Source organism: Micromonospora sp. NPDC005215 (genome assembly GCF_040607915.1).
Taxonomy (GTDB): Bacteria; Actinomycetota; Actinomycetes; order Mycobacteriales; family Micromonosporaceae; genus Micromonospora.
The window spans coordinates 1-16,350 of the sequence record NZ_JBEXHQ010000006.1; the positions used below are offsets into that span (position 1 = coordinate 1).

Genomic DNA, 16,350 nt, shown 5'->3' on the forward strand with positions numbered 1-16,350 from the left:
CCACGTGCCGGTAGGAGCCGAGAACGATGCTCGCCAGCCGTACCGCGTCCAGACCCTTGCCGCGCACGTCACCGATGATCATGCGCACGCCGTAGGGCGTGTCGATCGCCTCGTACAGGTCACCACCGATCTCGGCCGTCGCGGTGGAGGAGATGTAACGTCCCGCCACCGAGAGCGTCCCGACCTGCGGCCCGAGCGGACGCAGCACCGCCTGCTGGGCCACCGAGGCGAGCTTGGTCAGCTCGACGATCTGCTCCGCCTGTCGCTGCCGGACCGACGCCACCGCCACCGCCAGTCCGGTGACGACCGCGACCGCGACCACGCTGACCGGGGTGATCATCGACATCTTCGGCTCGGTCAGGGCGAAGCCGGCCCCGGTCAGGGTCGCCACGACGCCCACCCCCAGCACCACCGGCCAGGAGGCCACTGCGGCGGCCAGCAACGGTACGGCCGACAGCAGCGCGACGTAGTGCGCGAAACGGCCGTCCGCCGCCTCCACCGCCGACACGATCGCGAGCAGGACAAGGGCCGCGCCGAGGCCGGCGCGGGATCCGGGGCTCAGCGGGCGACGGCCCGGCTGGAGGAGTCGCGTGGGTACGAGGAACAGTTTGCCTGATCCACGTGAACCGGTGAATGAACCTGACCCGTCGTCCGAGAAGGTTCTGTCCGGCCGGCCCGTTTGACCGGCCGAATCGGCGCGACCCGGCCCGGTCAGCCGAGGACCTCGTAGCGGACGGTGAGCGCGCCCACGTCGACCGAGGCGATGGTGGCGAACGCGGCCCGGGAGAGGTCGAGGCAGCGGCCGTCGATGAACGGGCCACGATCGTTGATCCGCACCACTACCGACTTGCCGTTGGCCGGGTTGGTCACCCGGACCTTGGTGTTGAACGGCAGCGTCTTGTGCGCGGCGGTCAGTGCGCTCGGGTTGAACGACTCACCGTTGGCGGTCAGCTGCCCGTCGGAGTAGAACGACGCGCCACACGAGCCGCTCTCCAGCACCTTCGGCGCCGCTGTGGTCTTCTTCGCGGTCGGCTTCGGCTTCGGCGGCGGCGCGGTACGGGTCTTGCCCCGGGAGGCGGCCTGCTGCGACCGGATGGCCGACGGGCTGGCGGACACGCTCGGCGAAGGGCTGGCGGTCGGGGAGACGGCCGGGGAACTGGGGGTGAGGCTGCTCGCGGCGGTGGTCGGGGTGAGGTCGAGGGTCGCCTGCCCCGACGAGCCGGAGCCGGAGGTCAGCTGCACGGCACCGACAGTGCCCCCGACCGCGAGGGCGACGCCGACCGCCGCGGTGGCCACGATGCCCGCCGGGGAGGAGAAGATGCGGGTACGGGAGTGCTTGGCTGCCACCGGCCCGGTCCTTTCGTCGTCTGAACAAACCGGGTCGGACCGTAACGAGAGAAGCACTTCCGAAGTCAACGTGATCATTGTGGTATGCCCGTATTTGCACTGGTACGTGTAGCCGATCATCCGACCCGGGGTGGGCCGGCCGGCCCGGGTGCCGACGCACCGACCACGGGTGCCGCAGGATGAGCGGATGCCCGCTGAGCTGACCGCACGCCTGGCCACCCTGTTCCAGTGGATCGACCCCGGTCCGGGCACCAGCCACCTGGTCAGCGACATCTCCGGCTGGTGGCGGGACCCAGCCGTGCTGGCGGAGCTGGGACCGGCCCTGGTCGCGCCGTACCGGGCCGCCAGACCGACGGTGGTGCTCGCTCCGGCGGTCACCGGGCTGCTGCTCGGGCCGTTGGCCGCCACCGCCCTCGGGGTCGGCTTCGTGGCCGCCCACAAACCCGGCGACGGTCGGTTGCCGGCCGGACCGCTCACCTGGGCGCAGAGCCCGCCGGACTACCGGGGCCGGCGGGTCGACCTCGCCGTCCGGGACCGGCACCTCGGCCCCGGCGACCGGGTCCTGGTGGTGGACGACTGGGTGCGTACCGGCGCTCAACTCCACGCCCTGTACGACATCTGCTCCGCACGCGGCGCCGAGGTGCTGGGCACCTCCGTGGTGGCCGTCGACTGCCCGCCGGAGGTCGCGGTCGAGCTACGCGTCACCGGCCTGATCAACGCGGCGGATCTGCCTGCTTGACGGCGTATTGCGGTGCCGGGGTGAGCCTGCTGGCCTAGCCTCGGCAGGATGTGGCCTCGGATCGGTGAACTGCGCACCCTCGCCCTCGGCACCCCCGGTGAGCTGCGGGCGACCCTCAACACCCTGGTACTCGCCGGCGTGAAGACCGCGACGGCCGGGCGGCTCGCCGAGTACGCGGAGGAAGGCGAGGAGTTGGAGCACGTCGGCGAACGGTTGGCGCTTGTCGACGACGACAACGCGCTGGCCGGCATGGTGGAGATTACCGAGGTCGAGGTGGTCCGCTTCGCGGACGTGTCCTGGGACTTCGCCCACGCCGAGGGCGAGGGTGACCGCTCGATCGAGGAGTGGCGGGCCGGGCACTCGGCCTACTGGGCGCGGCTCGGCACCCCTGTCGACGGCGACACCCCGATCGTCTGCCTCCGCCTACGGCTGGTCTCCGCCGGTGAGGGCGGGGTGGCCAGCGGCGACCTCGGCACCTGAGCCGGTCGCGTCGGCAGCGCGGGCTGGCGCCACCGCCCCGCCGTCGGCCTTGTCCCGCCGCTTGTGGTGCGTGGTCAGCCGCGCAGCTCCGGGAGCAGTCGGGTCGCCACGTCCACCAGGACACCCTCGTCGCCCGCGTACCAACTGCTGGCACGCGGCCAGTGCGTCACCACGTCGGTGAAGCCGAGGTCGGCGGCCCGGCCGACCTGGTCGGCGAAGAACTGCGCGCTGCTGAGCGAGAAGACCGGCGCGGCGTCCAGCGAGAGATAACGGTCCAGAGTGGCCGGATCACGGTCGGCCTCGGCCAACGTCCGGTCCATCCGCGCGGACAGTGTCGCCACGCTGTCCCACCAGCCGGCCAGGTCGTTGTCGTCACCGGTGCCAGTGGTCACCCAGCCCTGACCGAAGCGCGCCACCAGCCGCATCGACCGTGGCCCGTTGGCGGCCACCACGAACGGCACCCGGGGCTGCTGCACGCAGCCGGGGTTGTTGCGGGCGTCCACGGCGGCGAACCAGTCACCACGCCAGGTGGTGCCGTCCTCGCGGAGGATCAGATCCAGCAGCTCGGTGAACTCGGCGAAGCGTTCGACCCGCTGGCGCGGTGGCAGCGTCTCGCCGCCCAGCACCGCCGAGTCGAAACCGATGCCGCCCGCGCCCAGGCCGAGCAGCAGCCGACCGGCGGAGACGTCATCCACCGTGGTGATCTGCCGGGCGAACGCGGCCGGGTGCCGGAAGTTCGGCGACGCGACGAGGGTGCCCAGCCGGATGCGGGAGGTCACCGAGGCGGCGGCGGTCAGCGTGGCCATCGAGTCGAACCACGGGCCGTCGACGAGGTCCCGCCAGCCCAGGTGGTCGTACGTCCAGGCGTGGTCGAAGCCCCACTCGTCGACCTGCCGCCAGCGATGCTGCGCATCCGCCCAACGCTGGTCCGGCAGAATCACGATGCCAATCCGCATGATCACCACCCTAGCCGGGCCCGACACCCGCGCCCTAGCATCACGCTCATGCAGGGGAACGGGCCAGCCGTGCGACCGGCGAGCCTTCCGGACGTGCCGGCGCTTGTGGAGTTGCGCCTGGCGAACGCCGAAGCGCACCTCGCACTCGACCCCGACGTCTACCGCCTGCCGCAGCCCGAGGCGGTCATCGAGCACTTCACCGCCGTCCTCAGCAACGCGACCGGCCGAAACGCGGTCCTTGTCGCGGAGCATGACGCGCAGGTGGTCGGGATGGTCGAGGTGCTGCGCCTTACCCGATCTACCGCCGCCACGGCTACGCACCCTCGGGCACCTCCCTGAACAGGCACCTCGGGGGCTAGACCCGGTGCGCCACCGCGCAGGGCACCGCGCGTGCGTGGCTCCCGCTACCGTTCGGCTGTGGACTTACAGTCGCAGCGGGTCGACACCGTACGAGCGTTCGGCACGGTGTCACTGGTCGCCGGCTTCATGACCTCGCTCATCACCATGGCGTCCGACTACGGCGGCCTTGAGCCGCACATCCTCGCCACCTTCCTCATCCTGACCGGCCTCGGTCTGCGGATCGAGGCGGCGATCGTCGACCGGAGGTCGTAGCCCCACCCGCCGGGCCGGGCATCAGGTGACACACGTCACACTTCGACCCGGTAGGGAGCTGTCGTTCGGCTCCGACCCCTCGGGGAGCGACACCCGCGATGAGGTGTCAGCCAACGAGAGGACCAGGCGCGATGACGAAGGTGACAGCACAGCTGTCGGTGTCGGTGGACGGCTTCTACGCCGGCCCACGGTTCGACGGGAACGGCGACTGGATGGACTCGGCGGAGAGCGCCAAATTCTTCCGGATCACCCGGTGGGCGACCGAAGCGGCGGCCTGGCGCGAACGGCAGGGCTTTGCCGGCGGGGAGCAGGACACCAACTCCGAGGTGATCGCCGAGTCGTTCGGCGCGGCCGGCGCGTACGTGATGGGGCGCCGGATGGCCGACGGGGGTGAGATCCCCTGGGGTGAGGAGCCGCCGTTTCGCGCACCGGTCTTCGTCGTCACGCACCGCCCCCGTCAGCCACTGCTGAGAGGAGGGGGCACCAGCTTCACCTACGTCACCGATGGCGTGGCCAGCGCCGTCGAGCAGGCGCGCGCCGTTGCCGGTGGCAAGGATGTCGCGGTTGCCGGGGGTGGCAGCCTGGTGCGGCAGGTGCTCAAGGCCGGCCTGCTCGACGAGTTGGAGTTGCACGTCGTACCCGTCGTGCTCGGCACCGGTCTCCGGCTGTTCGACGCGGACCTCGACCTCGGCGAGAAGGAGGGGGTCGAGCTGACGCCGACCCGCGTCCTGGCCACCCCCCAGGTGACCCACATCCGGTACGCGGTGCGCGGTCGCGCCCCGCTCGTGCTCGACGATCGGGGCAGCGGCGGCGGCCCGACGGCGACCACGAACTGAATCCGACCCGTCAACCTGAGAGGGGATCCTCATGTCGCAACTACTGCGGGTGCAGTGCTTCAACGTGTCACGCGACGGGTTCGGCACCGGAGAGGGGCAGAGCCTGGAACGGCCCTTCGGCCACGCGGACCCCACCCCGCTGTTCTCCTGGCGTGCCGCCACCGCCAGCTTCGTGTATCGCACCGAGCCCGGCGGCACCCGCGGCCTGGACGACTACCTGACCCGCGTCGCCGAGTGCAACATCGGCGCGGAGATCATGGGTCGCAACAAGTTCGGCCCCCAGCGTGGCCCCTGGGAGAACCATGATTGGCAGGGCTGGTGGGGGAACAACCCGCCGTTCCACACGCCGGTGTTCGTGCTCACCCACCACGAGCGCCCGTCGTTCACCCTGTCCGACACCACGTTCCACTTCCTCGACGCCAGCCCGGCTGAGGCCCTGGCGCGGGCCAAGCGGGCAGCCGACGGTCGGGACGTACGCCTCGGTGGTGGGGTGGCGACCATCCGCGAGTTCATCGAGGCCGATCTCGTCGACACGATGCACATCGCCGTCGCGCCCGTCGACCTCGACCGGGGCGAGCGGCTGTGGGACAGCCCCGACGAACTTCTCGACCGCTTCCACCTCGAGTCGGTGCCCAGCCCCAGCGGGGTCACCCATCTCCTGTTCTGGAGACGATGACGGCGCCCTTCCCCAACGCCTGAACGGAAACTGTCCAAGATCTGCGAGGTTTCAGAGCCTGGACAGCACCAGTAATCGGTTGCCGTCGGGGTCGGTGACCCGCGCGGACCGCTCTCCCCAGGGCTGGTCGACCGGCTCCTCGGTGACTGTCGCTCCACCCGTGCGCAGCGCGCCGACGGCCGCGTCGCAGTCGTCGGCGTAGACGCACAACTCCCAGCGGTGCGAGTCGGCCGGCCCGCCAGCCTCCGGGTTGGCGGCCAGGCCGAGTTCGCTGCTGCCCAGCCGGAGAGCGACGAACTCCGGGACACCCTCGTCCGGGAACCGGTAGGTCAACTCGAAGCCGACCACGTCCCGGTAGAACGCGATCAGTCGTGGCAGGTCAGGTGTCGTCACGATCGGAAACGCCTCGGTGAACACGAACCACCTCCACGCCGGACCCTAGCCGGTGCCGAGGTTCGGCAGGAACTACCACTGTCGATCCCCGCAGATGTCAGCACCGCGCTGAAACACTTGCGCAGAATGCTTTGCGATGCAAACCTCTTGGCAGTGCAGCATCCGTGCAGCAGCCTGGAGGTCACCGTGTCGGACCGATCGAGCAGCACCACGCCGAACAGCGGCAACACACCCGCAGAGCTGCTGGCCTCGGTGACCGCCCTCCAGCGGCGTACCCGGGCCGTCCGCAACGCGTACTGGCTGCCGCTGCTGCTGTTCGGCCTCCTGATGGCGGCGGCCGCACCCCTGTACGTCGAGTCGGCCGAACCGCTCGCCATGCGTGTCGGGCAGGACAATCCCGCACTGACCGGCCTGGGTGGGGATTTCCTCGAACGCTCGGCGGCGCTCGGCTGGTACTGGCTGGCGGCGCTCATCGGCGGCTACCTGCTGAGCCTCTGGTGGTATCGGTGGCATGGTGTGCGGGTGGGCGTCCAGACACCGGCTCGGCCGTACGTCATCGCCGGCATCGTGGGCACCATCGTCGGGCTCGTGCTGCCGATCGTGCTGCGGTACCTGCTGCTCAACACGGCGACAGTGATCTCGAACGGGACCAGTTGGGTGACCACACCGCTGCTGGGCATCTCCGATCGCGGCATGATCCCGCACCTGGTCATCGCGGTGGGGCTAGTGGTCCTGGCTCGACTGGAACGCAGCCGTGGCCTGACGGTCGTGGCCGCGGTCTACGCCGCGGCGGTCGTCCTCGTGAACATCTACTTCCAGACCACCGACTTCCAGCCGGGGGACCTGAACCGCCACAGCTTCCTGCTGGCGGCCCTGCTGCCCGCACCGATCCTGCTCGTCGGCGGCGGCCTCGCCCTCCTCAACACGATCAAGAGGTCGGCGTGAGCGGTAACGCGGAGGCCGCCGGCCCGGGCAACGGCGGGCACCCGACGAACGGACTCAGCGACACCGTCCACCAACGCAACAGGCTCGGCATCCTCACCATCGCGGCGGAGGCCGATCGGGTGGAGGTCGCCTACCTGCGCGACGCCCTCGAACTCACCGCCGGAAACCTCTCCCGACACCTCGCCGTGCTGGAGGAGGCGCAACTGATCCAGATCGAGAGGGGCTACCACGGGCGCAGGCCCAAGACCTGGATCAGGATCACCGAGCAGGGGCAGGCCGCGCTGACCGCCGAGATCGAGGCGCTGCGGGAACTCCTCCGTCGCCACCAGGGATTCCGGGCCTCCACCTGACGGGCGGCGGGTCGGGGGCGCAGCGGCGTCCGACCTGAACTGGTCGCCGGAGCGGACCCCTGCCGTGGACGTCGCCGACATCGAGAAACACGGTGTCAGGGGCCGTGTCACGGTCGCGTCAGGGCGGTGACAGGGCGGCCGCCGATGGTAGCTGCATGACGAGTTCAGCGATTGCGGTCTCCGGGCTGCGGAAGACCTACAAGGACAAGGTCGTGCTCGACGGCATCGATCTGGATGTCCCGGCGGGCACGATCTTCTCCCTGCTCGGTCCGAACGGGGCGGGCAAGACGACGACGGTGAACGTACTGACCACGTTGGTGAAGGCCGACGGTGGGACCGTACGCATCGCAGGGCACGACGCCGCCACCCAGGCCAAGGCGGTACGCGCGGCGATCGGTGTCACAGGTCAGTTCGCGGCGGTGGACGAGTTGCTGACCGGCCGAGAAAACCTGGAACTGATGGTGGATCTCAGCCAGGTGCCCGGCAAGGACGGCAGGCGAGTCGTCACGGAGTTGCTGGAGCGGTTCGATCTGGTGGAGTCGGCACAGAAGCCGGTGTCGACCTATTCCGGTGGTATGCGCCGCAAGCTGGATCTGGCGATGACGCTCGTCGGCGACCCGCGGATCATCTTCCTCGACGAGCCGACGACGGGGCTGGATCCACGGAGCCGCCGCACGATGTGGTCGATCATCCGTGACCTGGTGGCCGACGGCGTGACGATCTTCCTCACCACCCAGTACCTGGAGGAAGCCGACCAGCTCGCCGACCGGATCGCCGTGCTCGACCACGGGCGTCTGGTCGCCCAGGGCACGCCCGACGAGCTCAAACGCCAGATCCCCGGCACCCACGTCCGACTCCGGTTCACCACCGTCGCCGAACTCGACGCGGCCGCCCGGGTGCTCGTCGTCTCCACCCGGGACGACGAGGCACTGGCCCTGCGGGTGCCAAGCGATGGCGGCACGGCCTCGCTGCGCGCCCTGCTCGACCGGCTCGACGAGTACGCGATCAGCGCCGAGGGGTTCTCCGTGCGGACGCCCGACCTCGACGACGTCTTCCTGGCCCTGACGGGCAGCCGCACCCAGGAGGTTTCCGCGAAATGAGCACCAAGTCCCACTCGATCGTCATGCTGCGTCGCAACTTCAAGCACATTGCCCGGAACCCGACCTCGGTGTTCAACGCGGTCCTGATGCCCATCGTGATCATGTTGATGTTCGTCTACATGTTCGGCGACGCCTTCAATGTCGGTGTCGACTACATCGACTACGCGACTCCCGGACTGATGCTGTTGGCGGTCTGCTACGGGCTGGGGGCCACCGCGACCGCTGTGAACTCCGACATGACGAAGGGCATCATCAACCGGTTCAAAGTCATGCACGTCTCCCGCGGTGCGGTGCTGACCGGCCACGTCGTGGCCAGCGTGCTGACCAACCTGGTCGCCATCGCGGCGCTCGTCGGGGTGGCCTTCCTGCTCGGGTTCAGCCCGTCGGCGAGCCTCCTCGACTGGCTCGGCGCGATTGGCATCATCGTGCTGCTCGGCTTCGCCGCAGGCTGGCTCACTGTTGCCCTGGGGCTTTCGGCGAAATCTCCGGAAACGGCGGGGCTCGCCTCCGTACCGCTTGTCATGTTGCCGTTCTTCAGCAGCGCGATCGTGCCGGCGGAGAAGATGGGACCCGGGCTGCGGGAGTTCGCGGAATACCAGCCCTTCACGCCGATCATCGAAACTCTGCGCGGATTCCTCAGCGGCACGCCGTCCGCCGGTGACGTGATCCCCGCCCTCGCCTGGTGCGTCGGCATCGCTCTCGTCGGATACCTGTGGGCACGTTCCACGTTCACGAAGCGAGCGTGACCGCGACCAACCGATTCCAGTCCGTCCGACTGCCGTCCCGCGCCGCCTCTGCGAATTCCCCTTCGCCGAGGCGGCGCCGTACTTCCCGCTCGATCCGGGCCACGTCCGGCTGGGAATGATCCTGTCGTCCTCGCACCCCGCTGCTCGCGGTGAGCAGCCGCGCGGCCTGCTCATACTGCTCACCGCGCAGCGCCAGGTCCGCGACTCCGACGAGGGCCCGCGCGATCGAGGGCGCGTGCCCCGTCTCGGCTGCCGCCGCGCAGGCCGAAGAATGGTGCCTGCGCGCCTCATCGAGATCGTCAGCGACATAACCGAGCAGGTCGTGAGTCAGCAGGCGGATGTGCGCCTGCTTCGCTTCGTCGCGCAACAGGGTCGTCGCGACACCGACCTGCCGGACCACCTCTTCGGCATCGCCACGCCAGCGGGCGAGTTCCGCCTGGGACAGGGCCAGCACGGCCAACGCGCCCGGCCAGGTGACCCGCGCCGCGCATCGCCGCGCCTCGGCCATGGCAGCCGCGCTGGACTCCTCGTCGCCGAGCAACCAGTACAGCTGAGCCTGCCGGGACCGCATCCGGATGATGTCCTCGAAGGTGCCGACCTCGGTGACGACCGCTGTCGCCTCCTCGTAGTGCTCGCACGCACCGGCGAACTCACCGCGTACGGCAATCAGCTCCGCCAGCTCGGTCAGGGCGAAGGAGATCCCGAACCGTTCGCCGAGTGCCCGGAACTCGGCGAGCGCCGCCACGAGATACGCGTCCACATCCCGGCCGTCCTGGCCGAGGATGATCCGCATCTTGCCGAGTTGCAACCGGGCCAGTGCGCGTACCCAGGGATCCTCGTCGTGCAGCAGCGGTTCCCAGGCGGGCAGGATCGCGTCCGGGGCTCGCAACATGCGTTCCAGCGGGACGACGAGCGCCATGCCCGGATGGCTGCCGTGGCTGCGCTGGCTGAACTCGTACGCCTTGTGGATCCACTCGGCGGCCTGGTGTTCGTCACCCGGCCCCGAGTTCACGAAGAGCACGACGAGCGCGTACACAGTGGCTCGGATCTCGTCGCTGACGTCGCCGCGCGTCTCGGTGGCCGCCGTGATCAACTCCATGCCTTCGGTGCGGTGGCCACCGAGCCACCAGTACCAGCCGGCACCCGCGGCCAGCCGCATTGCCGCCTGCGCCTCACCGGCGGCGAGGGCACCGCGCATGGCGGAACCGATGTTGTCGTGCTCGACGTCGAGAATGGCGAGCCATTTCACCTGGTCCGCACGGCGAAGCTGCGGCTCCGCGGTCGCGGTCAGTTCAGTGAAGTACGTCAGATGCGCGTGGCGCGTCAGGTCCGATTCCCCCGCCTCGACAAGGCGGTGCGCGGCGTACTCCTTGATCGTGCCGAGCATCCGGTAGCGCGGGGCCTCGTCGCCCTCGGCGACCACCAGCGACTTCTCGGCCAGCGCGGTGACCAGTTCGAGCACATCCTCCTGCTCGACGTCATCGCCGGCGCAGACCCGTTCGGCCGCTTCCAGGCTCGCCCCGCCCGAAAACACCGAGAGCCGGCGCAGGACCGCCCGTTCGGCGTCGGACAGCAGCTCCCAACTCCAGTCGACCACCGCGCGCAGCGTCCGGTGGCGGGGCAACGCGGTACGGCTGCCGCCGGTCAGCAGGCGGAACCGATCGTCGAGCCGCCTGGCGAGTTGGTCGATGGACATGGTGCGCAACCTGGCAGCCGCCAGTTCGATAGCCAGCGGCATCCCGTCCAGCGCCCGACAGATCCGCGCCATCGTCGACAACGTGGGGGCGTCGGCCGCCAGATCCCTGCGCACGGCGCCCGCTCGGTCCCGCAGCAACCGGACAGCGGGAGAGGCTTCGATCCCAGCACTGTCGGCGTGGACGTCCGGCAGGGCCAGCGGCGCGACCGGCCAGAGCGCCTCACCGGTGATGCCGAGCGGTTCCCTGCTCGTCGCGAGGATCCGCAGTCGCCGACACTCCCCCAACAGCCGGTCAGCGAGCACCGCCGCCGACTCGATCACGTGCTCGCAGTTGTCCAGGATCAGCAACGCCTCCCGCTCGCGGATCGCGGCGACGAGCCGGTCGATCAACTCCATGCTCGGTGCGTCGCCGAGCAGAGGGTCCCGGAGTCCGAGCCCCGCGAGCGTCGCCTGCACCACGTCACCATCCGCGCCGATGGCGGCGAACTCGACAAGCCAGGCGCCGTCCGGCAGGCCGTCGAGCATCCTGCGCGCGGTTTCCGTGGCCAGCCGGGTCTTCCCGGAGCCGCCCGGCCCAATCAGTGTCGTGAGCCGGTGTTCGGCGACGAGGGCGCCCACCTCGGCAACGGCCTCGTCCTTGCCGATGAAGCTGCTCAGTTCGGCACGAAGGTTGGTCTTCCTGGTCTCCTCGGGCCGTCGGACCTCACCCCGCAGGAGCGCGACGTGCAGCGCCGAGAGGTCCGGCGAGGGGTCGACGCCCAGCGCGTCGGCCAGTGCCTCGCTCGTGCGCTGGTACACGAGCAGCGCCTCGTTGTCTCTGCCGCTCGCGGCGAGGGCCCGCATCAAGGCGAGAACAAGCCGCTCCCGCACCGGGTACGCGGCCACCAGGTCGGTAAGCTCCGCGACCAACTCCCGGCCGTGGCCGAGGCTGACCTCAACGTCGAAGCGATCCTCCATGGCGGTCAGACGCAGCCTCTCGAGTCGGGTGACCGCCGCGTCGAGCGCCGTGCTGTCGACCAGACCGACGTCCTGCATGGCCGCACCGCGCCACAGGTCGAGGGCCCCGCGCAGCCGCCGTACCCGCTGCGGGCCCTCGTCATCGCGAGCCTGATCGACGAGGCGTTCGAACCGTACAGCGTCGACGACGTCGGGTTCGACAGCCAACCGGTAGCCGTCCGTCTGTCCCTCGATCGACCCCTCCGGCAGCGCCTTCCGCAGCCGGGAAACCAAGCGGTGCAGAGCGTTCGTCGCATCGGAGGGCGGGTGTTCGCCCCAGATCCAGTCGACGAGGGTCCCCTTCGGGACCACGTGACCCGGGTTGAGTGCGAGGGCGGTCAACAGCCCGCGCAGCCGCGCGCCCGGCACGTCGATGAGGGTGCCGTCGTCCGTGCGTACCTCGAATGGACCAAGCATCCCGACCTGCACCTGGCAGATCTTGCCACGAACGTGAAAGGTCTCTGTGTCGCCGACCCCCGCCCCGCCGCCGGCTGACCAGGCTCCTTGCCCATCGCCACGCCGGAGGCTGACCATGTCCGCGGCGTCGAGGCCGCGGCGCGCGGTGTCACCGAGCGCTGTGGAGCCCTGTGGAGTTGTCGTACGACTCGCGGGCGTCGAGCAGCTCGTCCCAGTGCCGCTCGGTCCAGGCGCAGGCAGCCGCGATCGGTTCGAGCATGCTGCGGCCCACCGGCGTCAGCTCGTACTCCACGTGCCGGGCGACCCCGGCAACGACGGTGCGCGTGATCAGCCCGTCCCGTTCGAGGGAGCGCAGCGACTGGGTGAGGACCTTGGGGGTGACGCGGCGCAGCGGCACGCGCAGCTCGGAGAACCGACGAGGCCCCTGCTCCAGACAGCGGATGATGAGCGCCGCCCACTTGTCGCCGAATCGGATCGGATTGAGCGAGGACGGGCACAGCTCGTCGAACATGTCGGCGGGCAGAGGTTGCCTCATCGCCAAACCATAACTGGTATCCCGGTGGTAACCACGACCCTCGATAGCGTCGGCGAACCGGCCGAGCGTGCGGGCTCCGGCCTCTACTGAAAGGCGTAACTCATGAGGATCGTGGTCTTCGGCGCGGGCGGCCGAGCCGGACGGCGCGCCATCGCCGAGGCGCGACGACGCGGCCACCAGGTCACCGCCGTGGTGCGCAACCCCGCTGGCCACAGCGACCTGGCCGACGTGCGGGTGGTGGCAGGCGACGTCGTCGACGCCGGGAGCATCGCGCAGGCAGCCGCCGGGCACGACGCCGCCATCAGTGCCGCCGTCGACCTGTCCGTACCGCCGCACGACTTCTTCATCGCATCGTCGCGCGCGCTGGCCGCCGGTCTGGCCAAGGCAGGTGTACGTCGCCTGGTGGTGGTCGGCCTCGCCTCGATCATGCCCGGGGCGTCCGGTGCCGCCCTGATGGACGAGCCCGGCTACCCGAACGAGTACCGGTCCTTCTACCTGGGTCACGCGGCGGGCCTGGACGAGCTTCGAACCTCCGACCTTGACTGGGCCTACCTGGCCCCCGCCGGTGACTTCGACAGCGACGGCACGCGCACCGGCCAATACCGGCTCGCCGAGCACGGCGACCCAGCCAGTCGGATCAGCTACCCGGACTTCGCGATCGCACTCGTCGACGAGATCGAGGCACCCCGCCACCACCGCGCCGCCGCGAGTGTCCGGGAGCTGTGATGCCCGAGGTCCACGACAGCCCGAACGCCTGGGTCGCTGAGCACATCCGCCGTTTCGAGGAGACCGGCGGACGGCCCCGGCCCGGAGTGAACGACCTGCTCCTGACGACCCGAGGTCGAAAAACCGGCGAACTGCGCCGCACCGCACTCGTCTACGCACGCGACGGCGACCGCTTCGTGCTGGCCGCCTCCAACCGCGGCGCAGACCACCACCCCGCGTGGTACCTCAATTTGCTCGCCGACCCGTACGTCACGGTGCAGGTCGGTACGGAGACCTTCAGCGCGTACGCGCGCCCCGCCACGGCCGGGGAGCGCCCGCGGCTGTGGCGCTTGCTGGTTTCGGCGATGTCGGAGTACGCGGCCTACCAACAACGGATCACACGGGAGATCCCCGTGATTCTCCTGGAACCTGTTCCGAAATGATGCGTACGGACGGTCAGCCCGGTTGGATTCTTCACGCCGCCCTTCGCTGCGGCCGGCTGTCCGCAGCGCCCGTGGAGTGGCCCCTAGCTACCGGTGTCGACCCCTGCATCGAGCGCGCCACGGGTATGTGTCCGCACCCAGGTGATGAACGCCAGTAGCACCAGCAGCAGCGCGCCCCCAGCACCGATCAGGATTGCGTACGGCGCGGTGACGTCAACAACGCTGATCCAGGTCGGCATCCTGTCGACGTGGACGATGCCCAGTCGCTTCGGGTCGCTGCCGTCGTTCGGCGGGGCCAGCACCCCGACAGCGCCGTAGGCGGCGAGCAGCCCGCAGACCGGCCCGATGACCCCCGGCGACCTCGATCCGGCGACGCCGGCCCGCCGCGCCGCGATCCACAAGATCGGCACCAGCACCGCCGTCAGGCCCAACCGCAGATAGGCGAAGCCTCCTTCCAGGAGGGAGGCCATTGCCCCGTTCATGCTGCTGCCGCCGTTGAACAGCTCGGTGAAGTGGCGTAGATCCCAGACCGTCACGGCGGCACGGAACAGCAGCCCGACGCTGAGCACCGCGATGGGGAGCGGCATCCAGGTGAGGTGCTGTCGATGTCGGGGGAGCGCGGTGACGGTCACGGCGACGAATCTATAAGGCAGTTGTGCGTGAATGGTGCTGCTGACGTGCAGATGCCGGATGCTTCGTCGGTGCATCGCGCTGATCCGCGGCTATCGCTCTTTGCTGACCCATTGCTGTCTCAGGGTGGCCAGCAACGTCGAAGGCCCTGACCGGGACTCACGTCCTGACCAGGGCCTTCGCGATGGAGCGGGTGACGGGAATCGAACCCGCACTGTCAGCTTGGGAAGCTGATGTTCTGCCATTGAACTACACCCGCAAGCGGCACCACTGTACCCGAGTGGTCGAGCCTGTGCACCCAGGCACCCCCGCCGGCCGCTCCGACCGACTCGGCGCGGGTCGATCCACTCGGCTTCCTGCAAGTCGGGGCATCCGAGCTGCCGGGACACCGCGACATCACTGGAACGGAGTTGATCATCTCCTCGGGGCGCGGCGGCGCGGGGCGTACGAGCGGTGCCGGCTCCGTCACCACGGAGCCGGCACCGTCTGTCGCTGGGTCGTGGTCAGGCGGCCGTGCACTGGACGACGTCACGGCTGAGGCGGGTCGGGCGCGTCTGCGGCACGGTGAGCGGCGCGGCAGCCGCCGCCGACGGGGCCTGCGGGTCGAGCCAGACCCGAACGGCCGGCCGACCCGGCGCGAGACCCGGAATGCCAGCGGTGTGCTGCTCGCGGCGAGTCAGCATCGCCACGTCGACGGTGAACTCGAACAGTTGCCAGTCGACCTGTGGCTCCGCGCGGGCGCCCTGCGCCAATCGGGCGACTCGCGCCGGATCGGTCACCGGACGGGCACGCCCCGCCACGTACGCCTCGTCGTCGCTCTCCTCCGGAGGGAACGAGTGCAGCGCGTAGCGGCCGTCGCGTTCGAGGTCGCGGCGCTTCGGAGAGTCGATGATGAAGCAGAACAGACCCTCATCGGTGATGACCGGGGAGACCGGATGGACCCGGGGCCCGCCGTCGGCGCGGACCGTGGCCAGGTAGCCGAAGCCCGGCCCGTACTGCTGGAGGAGAACGCGGATCCCGTCGGCGAGTCGGGGCTCGTCGGCGGCGAATTCGGACCAGGAAGCCATGCGAGCATTCTATCGAACAAATGTACGAGCAGCGACCTCGACGCGCTGGTCACCGGCACCGAATCTGGCCAGTTTTGGCAGCGCGGCTATGGTGGTCCGATGCTGCTCTCCGACCGCGACCTGGTCTCCGAGATCAAGGCCGGCACGCTGGGCCTGGAGCCGTTCGAGCCCACCCTGGTCCAACCTTCCAGCATCGACGTACGGCTGGACCGGCTGTTCCGAGTCTTCAACAACCACCTCTACACCCACATCGACCCGGCGATGCAGCAGGACGACCTGACGTCGGCGGTCGAGGTGCCCGACGGGGAGCCGTTCGTGCTGCACCCAGGGGAGTTCGTGCTCGCCTCGACGCTGGAGGTCATCTCGCTGGGCGACCAGCTCGCCGGCCGGCTGGAGGGCAAGAGTTCACTGGGACGGCTCGGGCTGCTCACGCACTCCACCGCCGGCTTCATCGACCCCGGCTTCTCCGGTCACGTCACGCTGGAACTCTCGAACGTGGCGAACCTGCCCATCACCCTCTGGCCGGGCATGAAGATCGGGCAGCTCTGCATCTTCCGGCTCTCCTCGCCGGCCGAGCACCCGTACGGCTCGGCGGTCTACGGCTCGCGCTACCAGGGGCAGCGGGGGCCGACGCCGAGCCGCGCGTGGCAGCACTGGCGCATCTGGCCCACCCGCTGAACC

The 16,350-nt window shown here is 69.8% G+C and carries 20 protein-coding genes, 1 tRNA gene and 1 pseudogene; 13 read left to right on the forward strand and 9 right to left on the reverse strand.

The genetic code is table 11. The annotated features are described in order from the left end of the window. Both ABZU25_RS07335 and ABZU25_RS07340 read right to left on the reverse strand, forming a co-directional pair. A pseudogene (locus tag ABZU25_RS07335) lies at positions 1 to 607 on the reverse strand (serine/threonine-protein phosphatase); the annotation flags it as partial. Positions 608 to 711: 104 nt separating this feature from the next. Continuing rightward, positions 712 to 1,347 (reverse strand): septal ring lytic transglycosylase RlpA family protein, encoded by a 636-nt coding sequence (locus ABZU25_RS07340; RefSeq protein WP_355028465.1) that lies wholly within the window; start codon positions 1,345 to 1,347, stop codon positions 712 to 714. Between the two features lie 187 nt (positions 1,348 to 1,534). On the opposite strand from ABZU25_RS07340, the gene ABZU25_RS07345 reads away from it, so the two are divergent. Together ABZU25_RS07345 and ABZU25_RS07350 are read left to right on the forward strand one after the other, a co-directional pair. Next, complete coding sequence (locus ABZU25_RS07345; protein WP_355028466.1) at positions 1,535 to 2,086, forward strand: phosphoribosyltransferase family protein; 552 nt, start codon at positions 1,535 to 1,537, stop codon at positions 2,084 to 2,086. Between the two features lie 48 nt (positions 2,087 to 2,134). Continuing rightward, the gene (locus tag ABZU25_RS07350; RefSeq protein ID WP_355028467.1) at positions 2,135 to 2,566 is read left to right on the forward strand and encodes an ASCH domain-containing protein; all 432 of its coding nucleotides are present in this window, start codon (positions 2,135 to 2,137) and stop codon (positions 2,564 to 2,566) included. A gap of 74 nt (positions 2,567 to 2,640) precedes the next feature. Here the strand turns inward: ABZU25_RS07350 and ABZU25_RS07355 are convergent, their stop codons facing one another. Continuing rightward, positions 2,641 to 3,522, reverse strand: coding sequence for an LLM class flavin-dependent oxidoreductase (locus tag ABZU25_RS07355; RefSeq protein WP_355028468.1), 882 nt, complete (start codon positions 3,520 to 3,522; stop codon positions 2,641 to 2,643). Between the two features lie 48 nt (positions 3,523 to 3,570). Between ABZU25_RS07355 and ABZU25_RS07360 the strand changes: the two genes are divergently transcribed. The 4 genes from ABZU25_RS07360 to ABZU25_RS07375 all read left to right on the forward strand — a co-directional run bounded on the left by ABZU25_RS07360 (position 3,571) and on the right by ABZU25_RS07375 (position 5,646). After that, a complete protein-coding gene (locus ABZU25_RS07360; protein ID WP_355028469.1) occupies positions 3,571 to 3,861 on the forward strand; it encodes a hypothetical protein in 291 nt (96 codons plus the stop codon). Positions 3,862 to 3,939: 78 nt separating this feature from the next. Next, on the forward strand, positions 3,940 to 4,134 hold the full coding sequence (locus ABZU25_RS07365) for a hypothetical protein (RefSeq protein ID WP_355028470.1): 195 nt from the start codon (positions 3,940 to 3,942) through the stop codon (positions 4,132 to 4,134). Between the two features lie 131 nt (positions 4,135 to 4,265). Then, a complete protein-coding gene (locus ABZU25_RS07370; RefSeq protein ID WP_355028471.1) occupies positions 4,266 to 4,970 on the forward strand; it encodes a dihydrofolate reductase family protein in 705 nt (234 codons plus the stop codon). A 31-nt stretch (positions 4,971 to 5,001) separates the two neighbouring features. Beyond that, complete coding sequence (locus tag ABZU25_RS07375) at positions 5,002 to 5,646, forward strand: dihydrofolate reductase family protein (protein WP_355028472.1); 645 nt, start codon at positions 5,002 to 5,004, stop codon at positions 5,644 to 5,646. A 51-nt stretch (positions 5,647 to 5,697) separates the two neighbouring features. Here ABZU25_RS07375 and ABZU25_RS07380 read toward each other — a convergent pair whose 3' ends face one another. Continuing rightward, positions 5,698 to 6,063 (reverse strand): VOC family protein, encoded by a 366-nt coding sequence (locus ABZU25_RS07380; RefSeq protein WP_355028473.1) that lies wholly within the window; start codon positions 6,061 to 6,063, stop codon positions 5,698 to 5,700. Positions 6,064 to 6,225: 162 nt separating this feature from the next. Here ABZU25_RS07380 and ABZU25_RS07385 point away from each other — a divergent pair, with 162 nt between their 5' ends. The 4 genes from ABZU25_RS07385 (at position 6,226) to ABZU25_RS07400 (ending at position 9,180) form a co-directional block, all read left to right on the forward strand. Further along, on the forward strand, positions 6,226 to 6,984 hold the full coding sequence (locus ABZU25_RS07385) for a hypothetical protein (protein ID WP_355028474.1): 759 nt from the start codon (positions 6,226 to 6,228) through the stop codon (positions 6,982 to 6,984). Beyond that, positions 6,981 to 7,334: a transcriptional regulator gene (locus ABZU25_RS07390; protein WP_355028475.1), complete on the forward strand. Its 354-nt coding sequence runs from the start codon at positions 6,981 to 6,983 to the stop codon at positions 7,332 to 7,334. The genes ABZU25_RS07385 and ABZU25_RS07390 overlap by 4 nt, the downstream gene beginning before the upstream one ends. Positions 7,335 to 7,489: 155 nt before the next feature. Further along, entirely contained in the window at positions 7,490 to 8,434 is a 945-nt protein-coding gene (locus ABZU25_RS07395) for an ATP-binding cassette domain-containing protein (RefSeq protein WP_355028476.1), read from the forward strand. After that, positions 8,431 to 9,180, forward strand: coding sequence for an ABC transporter permease (locus ABZU25_RS07400; RefSeq protein WP_355028477.1), 750 nt, complete (start codon positions 8,431 to 8,433; stop codon positions 9,178 to 9,180). Before ABZU25_RS07395 ends, ABZU25_RS07400 begins: the two co-directional genes overlap by 4 nt. Here ABZU25_RS07400 and ABZU25_RS07405 read toward each other — a convergent pair. Further along, on the reverse strand, positions 9,164 to 12,301 hold the full coding sequence (locus ABZU25_RS07405; protein WP_355028478.1) for a BTAD domain-containing putative transcriptional regulator: 3,138 nt from the start codon (positions 12,299 to 12,301) through the stop codon (positions 9,164 to 9,166). The genes ABZU25_RS07400 and ABZU25_RS07405 overlap by 17 nt on opposite strands. A 136-nt stretch (positions 12,302 to 12,437) precedes the next feature. After that, entirely contained in the window at positions 12,438 to 12,824 is a 387-nt protein-coding gene (locus ABZU25_RS07410; protein ID WP_355028479.1) for a helix-turn-helix domain-containing protein, read from the reverse strand. A 102-nt stretch (positions 12,825 to 12,926) separates the two neighbouring features. Between ABZU25_RS07410 and ABZU25_RS07415 the strand changes: the two genes are divergently transcribed. Both ABZU25_RS07415 and ABZU25_RS07420 read left to right on the forward strand, forming a co-directional pair. Beyond that, a complete protein-coding gene (locus ABZU25_RS07415; RefSeq protein ID WP_355028480.1) occupies positions 12,927 to 13,550 on the forward strand; it encodes an NAD(P)H-binding protein in 624 nt (207 codons plus the stop codon). After that, entirely contained in the window at positions 13,550 to 13,972 is a 423-nt protein-coding gene (locus ABZU25_RS07420; protein WP_355028481.1) for a nitroreductase family deazaflavin-dependent oxidoreductase, read from the forward strand. The genes ABZU25_RS07415 and ABZU25_RS07420 overlap by 1 nt, the downstream gene beginning before the upstream one ends. 83 nt (positions 13,973 to 14,055) lie before the next feature. Here ABZU25_RS07420 and ABZU25_RS07425 read toward each other — a convergent pair whose 3' ends face one another. The 3 genes from ABZU25_RS07425 to ABZU25_RS07435 all read right to left on the reverse strand — a co-directional run bounded on the left by ABZU25_RS07425 (position 14,056) and on the right by ABZU25_RS07435 (position 15,669). Next, the gene (locus ABZU25_RS07425; RefSeq protein ID WP_355028482.1) at positions 14,056 to 14,679 is read right to left on the reverse strand and encodes a hypothetical protein; all 624 of its coding nucleotides are present in this window, start codon (positions 14,677 to 14,679) and stop codon (positions 14,056 to 14,058) included. 108 nt (positions 14,680 to 14,787) lie between these two features. Continuing rightward, positions 14,788 to 14,861, reverse strand: a tRNA-Gly gene (locus ABZU25_RS07430). A gap of 244 nt (positions 14,862 to 15,105) precedes the next feature. After that, positions 15,106 to 15,669, reverse strand: coding sequence for a pyridoxamine 5'-phosphate oxidase family protein (locus tag ABZU25_RS07435; protein WP_355028483.1), 564 nt, complete (start codon positions 15,667 to 15,669; stop codon positions 15,106 to 15,108). Positions 15,670 to 15,768: 99 nt separating this feature from the next. Between ABZU25_RS07435 and dcd the strand changes: the two genes are divergently transcribed. Then, positions 15,769 to 16,347: a dCTP deaminase gene (gene dcd / locus ABZU25_RS07440; RefSeq protein WP_355028484.1), complete on the forward strand. Its 579-nt coding sequence runs from the start codon at positions 15,769 to 15,771 to the stop codon at positions 16,345 to 16,347. The last annotated feature ends 3 nt before the right edge of the window (positions 16,348 to 16,350 follow it).